The sequence below is a fragment of the Streptomyces caniscabiei genome, from assembly GCF_014930365.1.
In the GTDB taxonomy this organism is placed as follows: domain Bacteria; phylum Actinomycetota; class Actinomycetes; order Streptomycetales; family Streptomycetaceae; genus Streptomyces; species Streptomyces caniscabiei.
On the sequence record NZ_JABXWI010000013.1, the window covers coordinates 203,077 to 216,327 of the forward strand.

The 13,251-nt window shown below is 69.1% G+C and carries 11 protein-coding genes; 9 read left to right on the forward strand and 2 right to left on the reverse strand.

Annotation, left to right across the window (positions count from 1 at the left end; all coding sequences use genetic code 11):
* Window positions 1-22: 22 nt before the first annotated feature.
* The gene (locus tag HW837_RS33155; RefSeq protein ID WP_237270485.1) at window positions 23-1,630 is read left to right on the forward strand and encodes a cellulase family glycosylhydrolase; all 1,608 of its coding nucleotides are present in this window, start codon (window positions 23-25) and stop codon (window positions 1,628-1,630) included.
* 106 nt (window positions 1,631-1,736) lie between these two features.
* Here HW837_RS33155 and HW837_RS33160 read toward each other — a convergent pair whose 3' ends face one another.
* Window positions 1,737-4,928, reverse strand: a complete 3,192-nt coding sequence (locus tag HW837_RS33160) for a glycoside hydrolase (protein ID WP_237311257.1) — start codon at window positions 4,926-4,928, stop codon at window positions 1,737-1,739.
* 176 nt (window positions 4,929-5,104) lie between these two features.
* Here HW837_RS33160 and HW837_RS33165 point away from each other — a divergent pair, with 176 nt between their 5' ends.
* The 8 genes from HW837_RS33165 to HW837_RS33195 all read left to right on the forward strand — a co-directional run bounded on the left by HW837_RS33165 (window position 5,105) and on the right by HW837_RS33195 (window position 12,227).
* The gene (locus HW837_RS33165; protein WP_045562250.1) at window positions 5,105-6,130 is read left to right on the forward strand and encodes a pectate lyase family protein; all 1,026 of its coding nucleotides are present in this window, start codon (window positions 5,105-5,107) and stop codon (window positions 6,128-6,130) included.
* A gap of 36 nt (window positions 6,131-6,166) precedes the next feature.
* A complete protein-coding gene (locus tag HW837_RS33170; protein WP_045562251.1) occupies window positions 6,167-6,769 on the forward strand; it encodes a hypothetical protein in 603 nt (200 codons plus the stop codon).
* A 107-nt stretch (window positions 6,770-6,876) separates the two neighbouring features.
* Window positions 6,877-8,607, forward strand: a complete 1,731-nt coding sequence (locus HW837_RS33175) for a hypothetical protein (protein WP_193380889.1) — start codon at window positions 6,877-6,879, stop codon at window positions 8,605-8,607.
* A gap of 565 nt (window positions 8,608-9,172) precedes the next feature.
* Window positions 9,173-10,675, forward strand: coding sequence for a hypothetical protein (locus HW837_RS33180; RefSeq protein ID WP_143110712.1), 1,503 nt, complete (start codon window positions 9,173-9,175; stop codon window positions 10,673-10,675).
* A 57-nt stretch (window positions 10,676-10,732) separates the two neighbouring features.
* A complete protein-coding gene (locus HW837_RS33185) occupies window positions 10,733-10,891 on the forward strand; it encodes a hypothetical protein (protein WP_177261842.1) in 159 nt (52 codons plus the stop codon).
* Window positions 10,892-11,010: 119 nt separating this feature from the next.
* On the forward strand, window positions 11,011-11,220 hold the full coding sequence (locus tag HW837_RS50470) for a Tn3 family transposase (protein ID WP_196789620.1): 210 nt from the start codon (window positions 11,011-11,013) through the stop codon (window positions 11,218-11,220).
* 115 nt (window positions 11,221-11,335) lie between these two features.
* Window positions 11,336-11,518, forward strand: a complete 183-nt coding sequence (locus HW837_RS50475) for a Tn3 family transposase (RefSeq protein ID WP_052683140.1) — start codon at window positions 11,336-11,338, stop codon at window positions 11,516-11,518.
* A 76-nt stretch (window positions 11,519-11,594) separates the two neighbouring features.
* Window positions 11,595-12,227 (forward strand): class I SAM-dependent methyltransferase, encoded by a 633-nt coding sequence (locus HW837_RS33195; RefSeq protein ID WP_045562310.1) that lies wholly within the window; start codon window positions 11,595-11,597, stop codon window positions 12,225-12,227.
* A gap of 162 nt (window positions 12,228-12,389) precedes the next feature.
* Here HW837_RS33195 and HW837_RS33200 read toward each other — a convergent pair whose 3' ends face one another.
* Window positions 12,390-13,076, reverse strand: a complete 687-nt coding sequence (locus tag HW837_RS33200) for a Clp protease N-terminal domain-containing protein (protein ID WP_234442799.1) — start codon at window positions 13,074-13,076, stop codon at window positions 12,390-12,392.
* Window positions 13,077-13,251 lie beyond the last annotated feature (175 nt).

A 13,251-nucleotide genomic window follows, 5' to 3' on the forward strand; every position in this document is an offset into this window, starting at 1 on the left:
GCTCCTGGCCGGCCTCGCGGGCATGATCGCGCTCACCCTCCTCGGCGTCCTCGCCCCGGCCGTCGCCCTGGCCCAGTCGGCCCCCGACGTCCGGGCCACCGGCCTGCACATCAGCGACGGCCGGCTGCTTGAGGCCAACGGCAACGACTTCGTGATGCGCGGCGTCAACCACGCCCACACCTGGTACCCGGGCGAGACGCAGTCGCTGGCCGACATCAAGGCGCTCGGCGCCAACACCGTCCGCGTCGTCCTCTCCGACGGACACCGCTGGGCGAAGAACAGCCCCGCCGACGTGGCGAACGTCGTCGCCCAGTGCAAGGCCAACCGGCTCATCTGCGTCCTGGAGGTGCACGACACCACCGGGTACGGCGAGGAGGCCGCCGCCGGCACGCTCGACCACGCCGCCGACTACTGGATCGGCCTCAAGGACGTCCTCGCCGGCGAAGAGGACTACGTCATCGTCAACATCGGCAACGAGCCCTGGGGCAACACCGACCCCGAGGGCTGGACCGCCCCCACCAAGGCCGCCGTGCAGAAGCTGCGGGCCGCAGGATTCCAGCACACGATCATGGTGGACGCGCCCAACTGGGGCCAGGACTGGCAGGGCGTCATGCGTGCCAACGCCCAGTCCGTGTACGACGCCGACACCACCGGCAACCTGATCTTCTCGATCCACATGTACAGCGTGTTCGACACGGCCGCCGAGATCAACGACTACCTCGGCGCCTTCGTGAACGCCGGACTGCCGCTGCTCATCGGCGAGTTCGGCGGGCCCGCCGACCAGTGGGGCGACCCCGACGAGGACACCATGATGGCCGCCGCCGAGCGGCTCGACCTCGGCTATCTGGCCTGGTCCTGGAGCGGCAACACCGATCCGATCCTCGACCTGTCGATCGGCTTCGACCCGACCCGGCTGAGCGCCTGGGGCCAGCGCATCTTCAACGGCGTCAACGGCATCGCGCAGACGGCCGAGGAGGCCACCGTCTTCGGCGGCGGCACCCCGGGCGACACCCAGGCACCGAGCGCCCCGGGAACCCCGGCCGCCTCGGCCGTGACGGCGACCTCCGCCACGCTCTCCTGGACCGCCGCCACCGACAACGTCGGCGTCACCGGCTACGACATCGTCCGGGTCAGCGGCTCCACCGAGACCAAGCTCGCCGCCTCCACCACCCACTCCGTCACCCTGACCGGCCTCACCGCCGACACGGCGTACACCTTCGCCGTCTACGCCCGCGACGCCGCCGGGAACCGGTCGGCCCGCTCGGCGACCGTGAACGTCACGACGGACGAGGGCGGCGGCACGCCCGCCGGGAACTGCGCGGTGACCTACCGGGCCACCAACGAGTGGCCGGGCGGCTTCCAGGGCGAGATCGTGGTCCGCAACACCGGCACCACCGCCGTCAGCGGCTGGACCCTGGGCTTCGCCTTCGCCGACGGCCAGACGATCACCAACATGTGGGGCGGGACCGCCACACAGAGCGGGGGTTCGGTGAGCGTGAAGCCCGCCTCCTACACCTCCACCATCCCGGCCGCGGGTTCCGTGACGGTCGGGTTCATCGGGAACAAGGGCGCCACCAACACCGCGCCGACGGCCTTCACGCTCAACGGGGCGGCCTGCGCCAGCAGTTGACCACCCCGGTGAGGTGACCGGTTCTCGCGGGCCGCCGGGTCGTGCCAGGTGACCCTGGCTCGCGAGACGACCGGCGGGGGCCTGCTCGCGGCCCCCGCCGGTCACATCAGCGTCGTACGAGCGTGATCCGGTACGTCCGGGTGCGTGAGCCGTCCTCGCCGGTCACGGTGACGACGGCGGACGTCCGGCCGTCGCGTTCCACGGTGACGGCCGCGTACGGATCGCGCGCCGTGGCCGTGACCTTCGCCCGGGCCGGGTCGTCGGTCGCCACCCGGTAGGTGGTGGTGTCGGGGTCGAAGGACCCGACCGGCCGGCCGGCGACCTCGATCCCGGCGGCGGCCGCGTCCGAGGAGGCACCGGCGCTCTTGGCGTACACCTCGATCTCGCCCAGGGTGATGTAGCCGCCCTGACGCGCGGTCATCACCACGCGCACACCGGTCACCGGGCCCGCGTCGAGCGGGACGTCGATCACCGGGGTGCCCTCGGTGCCGACCGCGACGGGGTCGCCCGCGTCGGTCCACGGACCGTTCTCGGTGGCCCGGACCTGCACCTTCAGGCTCTCCGGGAAGGAGACGTTGGTCCCGTCGCGGTGGAAGTGGGCGACGATCCGGGTGAGGTCACGGGCCTTCGGCAGACCGAAGGTGATGGTGTCGGAGGGGTTCTTGGTGCCCGACCGCCAGTTGGACCAGGCCTTTTCGGCGGTGGTGCCGTTGCGCAGCCGCTCGGCGGAGTAGCCGCTCTCGGTGTAGGTGGCGCCCACGGAGACGGCCGGGTCCGTCGCGATGTTGCTCTGGGTCGCCTCGGTGACCTGGACCCGTACGGTCGCCGCGGCCGTGCTGCCGTCGACGACCTCCGCCCGGCCCCGCAGGGTCACGACCCCCGCCTCGTCGAACGCCCCCTCGGGCGCCGCGTCCCAGCTCACCGGGAGGGTGGTCCGGCCGCCGTGCCGGCCGACGCCGACGACCGTCGCCGGCAGCTCCGGGACGCCGCCCACGTACGTCTTGGCGCGGGCGGGCAGGGTCGAGGCGATGGTGTCGACGGTGACGAGGACCTTCGCGCGGTGCTTGCGGCCGAGGGCGTCGGTCGCCTCACCCGTCACACGGACCGTGCCGGGCTTGCGCCACTTCCTGTCCGACGGCAGCTCCCACTCGACGGGCAGACTGCCGCGCGCGCCGTCCCGGAGGACCGGGGTCACCGTCTCCGGCAGCTTCGGCCGCAGCCCGGGGACGGTGAACGCCTCGGCGCGTTCGATGCGCAGCACGGTCTCGTCGGTCACCGTCCAGCGCTGGTTGGCGGCCGAGGTCGGGGTGTACGTCGACACCTTGGCGCCGTCCGCCGAGGAGCTCCCGGTGACGTCGAGAAGGCGGCCGGTGGCGGCGTTCACGAAGGTCCAACTGCCGTCGCCCGTAGTCGACATGACCCACTGGGCGGCCGCGGGGACCTCCCCGGCGGCCGGGTCCTCCAGGACGGCCTGGTGGTCACGGACGGCGAGCCGCCTGCCCGTGCGGGCGTCGGCGAGGGCGTAGCGCTCGCGGTTGTCGCGGCCCGGGGTCAACTGCTCGACGGACCAGAGCTGCCGGGCGTCGGCGGAGTCGGTCGTGCGGATGACGACGCCGGTGCCGTCCTCCGACGGGGCCAGCGACTTGCCGCTCTGGGCGCCCTGGAGCCGGTACACATGGTCGGACTGGACCAGTGCGGCGTCCTTCGCGACCCCGCTGACGCCGTCGACGAGGAAGGTGGTGACGGACTTGGCCGGCACGTCGAGGGTGGCCGCACGGTCCTTCACCCGGACCGGGGTGCCCTCGACGAGCGCCCCGTCGGCGCTCGTCACGACGGGGGTGACGGTGGCGCGGGAGGAGACCTTGCCGAAGCGCGAGAGATCGAGGGTGACGGAACGCCCGGTCGTGCCGCTGTTGACATGGACGACGGAGGCCGCGCGGCCGGACTTCCTGACGGCGGCGACGCTGGACGGGTCGTCGACCTTCACGAAGTGGTCGCCCGGGCGGATGTGATGCGTGAAGTTGCGGATGGTGTGGAACTTGGAGTTGGCCCGGACCGGGCAGGTCTCCAGGGTGTCCGTGGCCGTGCAGTTGAACGGCACGTGGATGCTGCCCCAGTTCTTGCCGGCGGCGGCCTGCGGGATCGAGTCCTCGACGGGCTGCCAGAACACCCAGGCGGACGGCTCCAGTTCCCGCATGTCGTCGACCATGCGGGTGGCGATCCCGAGGCCGGGCTCCATGCCCGTGAAGTCGGTGCCGGTGCCCCAGGTGCCCTCGACCTCGCTCATCCACAGCTTCTTGTCCGCGCCCTTGGCGATGTCACGGGCGCTGGTGCGCATCCCGGTGCCGTAGGTGTGCACGTTCAGCTGGGGGAGCGCCGCCCGCGCGGAGGCGTCGTACGCGTTCCAGTTCTGGGTGAAGATCGTGGGGTTGGTCTCGTCCATCGCGGAGATCTCGGCGTCGGTCGCCGCTCCCTCCAGCGCCTTGTCGAGCGCGAGGACGACCTTCTGCTGGAGCGCGGGGCCCGCGTGCGCGCCCTCCTGACGGCCGCCGGTGGGCTGGCCGTTCGCGCCGATCTGGGTGCCCCAGTAGTTGGTGTTGGGCTCGTTCAGCGGGGCGATGGTGTCGAAGTCGATGCCGTGCCGCTTCTCCAGTTCCTCGGTGACGCGCACCAGATATCCGGCGAACTCGTCGACGCGGTCGGCGCGGATCTGGTCCGTGTTCGCGTCGAAACCGCCGGAGACATAGCCGCTGACGGTCTGGAACCAGGGTGGCGAGTTGCTGAACGCCTCCCAGGTGTCGACCTTGTCCTTGATCTGGTCCACCCACCAGCGCTGGCCCTGGTCGGCGTCCCAGTTCCAGTGGTCGGGGTCGTTCGGGTCCCACCACTCCATGTCCTGGCGGGTGGTGCCCTCGGGGGCCTTCCAGAAGCCGTCCATCGTCGCGCCGGCCTTCATGTAGTCCTTGCGGACGTCCGGGGCGTTGCCGCCGCCGATGTTGTAGCGGGCGATGGTGAGGCCGAGGCCGTCCTCGCCGAACAGCATGTCGACGAGCCGTCTTCGGATGGGCTCCGGGTACTTCCCCGTGGCGTTGGCGAACCAGACCAGGCTGGTGCCCCAGCCCTCGAACTCCTGCTGCCGGTACGACGGGTCGATCCGCACGGTGACCGCGCCCGGCGCCGCCTGCGCCGCCGTGGCCGACGCGTCCGCGCTCGCCGGGGGCGCGGTCACCAGGCCCGCGCCGAGGACCAGGGGGGCCGTGGCTGCCAGAGCCCGGGCGATGCGATGTCGTGGGGTCACGACACTCCTTCCACAACACAGAGGCGAACGCGATCTCGTTGACATGCCCAAAACACATGCTTAGCATTCAGGAAACTGAAAGCGCTTTCTAGCCCTTGTGTACATGGATTCACGCGAATTCGCAGGCCCCAGGAACATCCCCAGGAACGTCCCCCACTCGTCCCGGGAGGAACCGCATGAGGTCGTCGTCACGCACGCTTTCCGCACTCACGCTCGCCCTGCTGCTCGCGGCGGCCGCGCCCGTCGAGGCCGCGCCGGTCGAGGCGGCACCCGTCAAGACTGGAGCGGCAGCCGACGCGCGGCCGGCCGCGCTCGCGGAGACGTCCCCCACCGGCTTCGCCGCCGTCAACGCGCTCGGACAGAACGGCACCACCGGCGGGGCCGGCGGCCCCACCGTCACCGCCACCACCACCGAGCAGTTCCTCGAGTACATCGACACCACGGGCCCGCTGGTCATCCGGGTCCAGGGCACGATCGACATCACCAGCAAACAAGGCGTACGCCCGAACAAGACCATCATCGGGGTCGGTTCCTCGGCCGTGATCAACGGCGGCGGCCTGGAGTTCTACCGCTCCTTCAACGTCATCGTGCGGAACATCAGGTTCACCAACGCCGAGGACGACGCCATCAGCGTGGGCCGGGAGTCCCACCACATCTGGATCGACCACAACGAGTTCGTCGCCCCGCTCGACGGCGCGGTCGACGTGGTCCGCGCCGCCGAGTACGTCACCGTCTCCTGGAACTGGTTCAACAAGACCGACAAGAGCATGCTGCTCGGGCACTCCGACGGCAACGGCAGCCAGGACACGGGGAAGTTGAAGGTCTCGATCCACCACAACTTCTTCGACGGCTCACGGCAGCGGCACCCCCGGGTCCGGTTCGGCGAGCCGGTCCACGTCTACAACAACTACTACAAGGGCAACGCCATCTACGGCGTCGCCTCGACGATGAACGCGGGCGTCGTCGTCGAGGGCAACCACTTCGAGGGCGTCCCCCACCCCTGCTACTCCGCGAGCGGTTACGACGCCTCGGGACCGGGCCGACTGATCCAGCGGAACAACGTCTTCAACGGCTCCGGCGCGTGCGAGACCAACGGCACGGTCGTCGAACCCCGCACGTACTACGCCTACACGCTGGACCCCGCCGCAGACGTCCCGGCCCTGGTACGGGCCGGGGCAGGCACCGGAAAGCTCGGCGCCTGAACTCCCCACCCCCCCCCACGAAAAACAGGAGAGCCCATGAACGCACCGCGCAGGAAGGTGGTCATGGCCGCCCTCGCGGCCGTACTGCTCGCCGGACCCGGTGTCGCGCAGGCGACCCCGCAGGCCGGACCCGTGCCCGGCGAGCGGGCGGCGGCCGCCACCATCACCTGGACCCTCGTCCGGGCCAGCAACCCGACCCAGGACCAGCAGTCGGCGTACGCCTCCATCACGAACGCCATGAACGCGGCCGTCGCCCGCTACAACAACCTCAGCGACCTCGGCAAGACCATCACCGTCCGCTACGAACCGGGCGTCCCCACCGCCGACGGCAACATCAACGGCACCATCCGCTTCGGCTCCAACCGCAGCTATATGAACGAGCGGACCGCGCTGCACGAGATCGCGCACACCATAGGCGTCGGCACCAGCGCGGGCTGGTCGCGGCTGGGCGGCAGCGGCACCTGGACCGGCTCGGGGGCCACCGCGCTGGTCCGGCAGTACGACGGGTCGAGCGCGAAGATCTCCACCGGGGGCGGCCACTTCTGGCCGTACGGGCTGAACTACGACAACGAGTTCTCCGGCACGGCGGCCGACCGGCACGTGCGGATCGTGTCCGCGATGGTCGCCGACGGGCTGTGAGTCCGCCGGCGGCGACGGTTGCTGCCCGGTGACAAAGGGCACGGCGTCGGCTGCGTTGTTGTGAGCATGGGGCGGTGGGGCCGCGTCCGCGGTCCTACCGTCCCCGCATGAACACGAGTCACAGCGGAGGAAAGACCTCACGACCACTGCGCAGTGCCGCGCTGGCGGTGCTGCTGACCGTCGGGGCGGTCACCGGCGCCGCCCCGGACGCCCGGGGCGAGAGCACGCGCACCGAGACCGCCGTCGCGTCGACGAACCCCGCCGACGGGGTGACCGAGACCCTGGTCCGGGTGCGGGCGCCCCTGCCGACGTCCTTCGGAGCGCGCCCGGCGGCCTGCGACTGGCTGTCCTATCTGCGCTACCGATCCACCGACGGGCCCGCGGCCCCGGCCGACGCGGACCGGATCCTCGTCGCCCAGCCGGGCATCCTGGAAGGCGCCGGCGCCTTCGACAGCGTCGCCCGCAACACCGTCGCCCGCGCCGCCGAACAGGGCCGGCACATCGAGTTCTGGGCCCTGGACCGCCGCTCCAACTGCCTGGAGGACCACACCGGGATCGCCTCCGGCGACCAGCACACCGCCGTCGACTACTACTACCGGGGCAAGCAGGTCGCGGGCCGCACCTTCGGCGGCTACGTCGGCAACGGCGACCTCGGCTGGATGGCGAGGCTCGGCATCGAGCGGACCGTCCGCGACCAGTACGACCTGCTCACCGCCGAGCTGCCCGACCAGCGGGTGCGCAAGGAGAAGGTGCTGTGCGGCGGGCACTCGCTGGGCGGTGTGATCACCGGCTACTTCGCGACCGCCGACTTCGACGGCGACCGGACCACCACGGCCGACGCCGGGCACCGGCAGTGCGCCGGGTACTTCGCCCTCGACACCACCGTCTCCACCTCCCTCGCCGACCTCAGCGGCAGCATCCCGGACGACACCAACCTGCCCGACATCGGCCTCGGCCACGGCGCCGTGCAGGCCGGACTCGACAGCGGAGTCCTCTCCCGCACGCTGTCCGCGCCCGTGCTCCTCAACCCCGAGATGATGACCCTGCTGGGCATCGCCGGCCTGGGCGTGCTGCAGGACCCGGACGGCGAGGCCACCCTGCCCGGGTATCTGCCCCAGAACACCAACATCCAGGTCACCAACCGCTTCCTGTTCTCCGAGGACACCGCCACCTTCCTCTCCGGCTCGCCGGCGGTGAGGGACTTCCGGCTCACCAACGAGGCGATCCTCGGCGCGCTGATGGACGACCACTCCGTACCGCTGGCGTTCCTCCAGACCAGCGTGGGCTTCTTCGACGGCGGCCCGATCGTCGACAAGAACTTCCCCGTCGCCAACGGGAGCACCGCCCAACCGGCGCTGTTCGGCAGCGAGTACAAGGCGATCCCCGACCGGCCGGGCGGCCCGCTCTACACCTGGCGCAACTACGACCGCGTCGGCGACCCCGACGACCCCGGCCACCGCTCGGCCGACGGCACCCCGTTCACCGACGCGGGCAAGGAGGTCACCGACATCCAGGAACTGGCCCGCAGCATGGCCGGGCAACCGCTGGACTTCACCGAGCAGTACTTCCCCACCAAGCTGGTCACCGACCTTCAACTCTCCACGTCACCCCAGGTGAAGCGCCTGGTCGTCCACCCGGACGGGCTCACCGCCAACCCCACGCTCACCGTGCTCGCGGGCGACGGCCTGCTCGCGGGCCGCGTCCCGGCGGACCTGGACCCTGTCGTCGCCGACGGCTACCAGCACCTCGACGTCCTGACCGCCGCGCCCGTCCAGAACAACGGCCGCCCCGAGCCGGTCTCCACGAGCCTGACCGAGTTCGCGCGAAACCCCGAGTAGTACCGCGGCAGCGCCCCGGCTCGACCGGGGGAAACGCCGAACGGTGGAAGTGCAGCGGGCAGGATGCCGTCATGGACGGGTCCTGCCCGTCTGTCTGACGACTGGCTCCGTGACCGTCACCAGCGGTGGCCCCTGACGGCCAACCCCTACCTGCTGGTCAGCCAGCAGACCGTCGCCGACGACCGGCTCCCGCCCGTCTCCACCATGGTCATGAACGACATCTTCCGCCCTCTGCGCCTGAGCCCGTCCAAGCTCCGCCAGGACCGCATCCTGGACGAAGCCCGCCACATCGCCGATCCGGTCCACCTCATGCGCGTCTTCGGCATCGCCGCCGAGACCGCGATGAAATACATCGTCTGGCGAAAGCTATTCGGGCCCCGAGAAATCACTACCGCCCCGTCTGCGAGCCCCCGAAACTGGAGGGGCTGCCAGGCCAGCCGTGGCACCCTGCCGCATGCCGTGAGACTATGGAAATCCGTCTTTAGCAGATGCATCGCGATCATTCCGAAAAGAGCTCGTCGCCGCGCCGTTTACCGGAACAGCTCCGCTCCGAAGGGCGATCGTCATGCCGAACGACTTGGATCCCGAAGCTACGATTCGTGCCCTCGACGGCGTAGGGGTGGACTTCAGTATTCCGAAGTCCGCTCTCACCGACTTCCTGGGCAACGCCGAGTTCACGCCGTATCCGGCACTCTCCGCGGGATTGCTCTCATTGCTCGACGGGCGCATGCTGCAACGCCCGGTCTTCCTCGACGTCATCGTGTTCAACTACGAGCACTCACCGGGCGATCCATCGCCCCGTCGGCTTGAGGACGTCGTTTTCGAGGTCCTCAAGGCAGCGATACTCGAAGGGTTCAACAATCGTTACGCGACGGAGCATACCGATTTCGGGTCGCTGCTGAAGCCACAGGACGTACCGCAACCGCCGCCCTTGCAAACGCTCTCACTCGTCGTCGAAGGCACCGTGAACATTCACGACGGGATCACCTTCGTCGACACGGACAATCCCCGGGTCGAGTCCACGACCAAGCTGATGACAGTGCGCTCGGAGACGGCGAACGCCATGGTGCCGCAGGAACTCATCCGGAAGGAGAAGACCTGGCACTTCACCAACGGAGACGTCCGGCTCTCCGTCGCCAACGGCGAAGCGGACGCGGGATCGATCCCGCGTCCCGTCCGGGCCGGATCCTTGAGCGACAGCGCATACGCCTGGCCCGCCACCCCGGGAACGTTCAGTGGAGACGCCGGTTCCGAAGTCAAGCTGCTGTCCCGCATCCGCGTCGGCTACCACCCGGTCGACATCAAGCTCCTGGTCGAGGCCCCCAAGGGATTCGCTGCCAACCCGGTCAAACAGGCACGCGTCGCGCTCGACCCGGAAGTGCTTCTCGTCCCCGTCGAAGTCGCGCGCTTCTTCTCCGACAGCGTCCCGGTCTCGGAGATCACGGCGGCCGGCCAGATGGCGCTGTGGGACCAGATCCCCGTCATCAGTCCGACTGTCAACGTCCGAAGCGTGGACGGCGGCTCCGGGGAACTGAGGTTCGCGGAACGCGCATGGGACGTCTGGCCCGAGCCCGACGCCGAGGGCCTCTACACTCATCTCGGCTGGGTCTCACCGGACAGTATCTGGGGCAAGGCGAAGATCAGGTTCCGACTGGTCAATTACCTCGACATCAAGACGGACAACCAGCACACCGCCCCGGTGACGGGACAGGGCGCGGACGACAGGCCGCTTCGAGAGAACAATGACACTTTGTCCAGTCACCCGCAGCACATCTCGGACAAGGGTGTGCTCAAAGTCATCTTCATGCATCGCATAGAACACCAGGAATCGGCGCACATCGGCCGCGCCCTCATCGGCAGCCAGTGCGTGGGCATATCCGCTGGAGCGTCGGACAGGTTCGCGACCATCGCCCATGAGATCGGCCACCTGATCACGGGTTCCCAGGCGCACAGCACGGAGCAGGACAACGTCCTGAACGACCCGGGACCGGGGATCCACATCACGAGCGAGCAGATCACGAAGGCAAGGGCCTGGGCACAGAACTTCGCCGACTTCTGGCAGCACTAGCCATACAGCATCTGCTGCGGGCCACAGGGCCCGCGGCAGATGCTGTCAGGTCCCGGAGTGGACCTCGGGTATCCGTTCCAGTTCGATGCCGAAATCCGGCACCACGAGCACGACCAGACCGAATTCCCCACAGACGCCGCAATCGACTATCTCTTCGTGCGGCTCGCCTCCCTCATCTCCCTCGTCCTGCGTAGCACCGGCCGCATGACCACGTGACCGTGCCACGTAGGCGATGAACCCGGCTGACACCGACGGCTGGACTCCCAACCGCGCGCGGGTTCTGGCTCGTTCGCATCGAGGAATCCGCGAACCCGCGCGCTTCCGGCAACGGCGTGATGATCTACTGGCACGTCGAGAAGAAGAACGTCTGCATCTACTCCCAGCTCAAGAGCTGTTCGTCGTCCGAGTTCGCGGCCGTGATTGTTGGCCTGCTGAGGCACTGCACGGACGCCGAAATCGAGTCCAACTACGTCGACACCCACGGCGCGAGCGTGGTCGGGTCGCGTTCACCGAGCTGCTCAACTTCTGCCTGCTGCCCCGGCTGAAGAAGATTGGCAGCATCCGCCTGTACCGGCCGATGCCCCGCCCGGCCGGCCGCGTTCGGCGGTTCGCTGACCCGGCCGATCCGTATGGGAGCTGATCGAGCAGCAGGACGACCAGATGGTCAAGTACGCCACCGCGCTCCGGATGGGGACGGCCGAGGCGGAACAGGTGCTGCGGCGCTTCACCCGTGGCGGCCCCAAGCACCCCACTTACCAGACCCTCGACGAACTGGGCTGCGCCGTGCGCACGATCTTCGCGTGCGACTACTCACCGACCCCAGATGAACGAGGATTCAGGTGACGGGACCATCAGTCCCGAGGGGAAGGGTCGGGTATGGGCCGTGGCGGTGAACGGCCGGGGTGTTAGCTTCCTGCCCATGTTAGAACACCAGGATGAGATCAGGGCGGCCTACGACGGGGTCGTCGAGCTCTATGCGTCGATGTTCACCAGTCGGTTGGAGACGCGGCCGTTCGCGCGGAACATGATCGGCACCTTCGCCGAGCTCGTGCGTGATACGGGGAACCTGCGGGTAGCCGACGTCGGGTGCGGGCCCGGTCATCTGACGGCCATGCTGTACGACTTGGGGTTGGACGCCTTCGGGATCGACTTCTCTCCGGCCATGGTCGATCATGCTCGGCGGGCCCAGCCGACGCTGCGGTTCGACGAAGCGCGTATGGAGGCCCTGCCGGTCGAGGACGGCGCGCTCGGTGGAGTGCTGGCCCACTACTCGATGATCCATACCCCACCCGAAGAACTGCCGGCGCTACTCGCTGAGCAGGTGCGTGTTCTGGCACCGGGGGGTCTGCTCCTGGTGTCCTTCTTCGGAACCGAGGGGCCGGAGCCGGTCCGCTTCGATCACAAGGTGGCGCCCGCCTACAGCTGGCCGGCGGAGCAGTTTGCCGAATTGCTGGCCGCGGCCGGGCTCGTCACGGTGGCTCGGTTGCTCCATGACCCAGCGTCCGAGCGGGGCTTCCTCGACACACACGTGCTGGCCCGCCGCCCGTCTTGAGTTAGCTCGGAACACGCCCCATGTCCTGTCTCGAATGAGTCCGGGAATCGTGCCACGTTGACCTGCGGTGCCCGAACTTGAGTGAGACGGGATTCGTCGGTGTGTCTCACTCGATTGCGGGCACAGAACCGCAGTCGGGACCGTGCTCGCGCGGCCGGGGGCTCAGGCTTCGAGAGCGGCCGGGTCGAAGCCTGCCGTCGTCAGGACATCGGCGGCGACTCCGCGGCCGACCTCGGCGAGGCCGATCAGAAGGTCGTCGCAGTCGATGTGGTCGGAGCCGTTCTGCTTGGAGTGTGCCTCGGCGATGGCGATGGCCTTGCGAGAGTATGGCGTCCAGGCGATGCGCTCGGCCGCCTGGGAGGCGCCCATGCTCAGCCTGGTGCCGACGGATCGGTGGACCGTCTCCGGCAAGATCCCGGCGGCTTGCAGAAGACGGGTGGCGCTGTTGTCCTCCGTGGTCAGTCCCCAGAGCAGGTGCTCGGTGCCGATGTAGTTGTTGCGGTGGTGCACCGCTGCTTGCTTGACGTGGACCATCGCCTGTCGGAGGTCGTCGGTCATCGTGTCGGGGCTGTAGCGCTTGTGCGGCGCATGGAAGCGCTGCTGGACCGCCTGTCGGGTCACGCCCAGGGCGGTGCCGATGTCGGTCCACGAGGAGCCGTGCATCCGGCAGTGCTCGACGTAGTCCTCCACCAGGTCGTCTGCCAGCGCCTGCATCTGGCCTGCGAGTTGAGCGGCGACGGTGAGCAGAGCGAGCCAGTCGGGCTGTTCTTGTCCGCCGGGGCTGCGGTGTGCGGTGTCGCAGCGCCGGTCTACTTCCGCGATGAGATCGTCCAGGTCTGGTAGAGCCATGAGGCAAGTACGTCTTGACAATTCCAAATTGTCAAGACGTACTTGCCTTAGCCTCGAGGTCGTGGCGGCTTGGGCATGCCTTGGCTGGCTCCCGAGGGCGTTGCTGGGCTGCCCATGGGGTCGCCCTCTCGGCCACTTTGCACCGTGGGCCAGAGATGGGACACCGCTGTCGGTG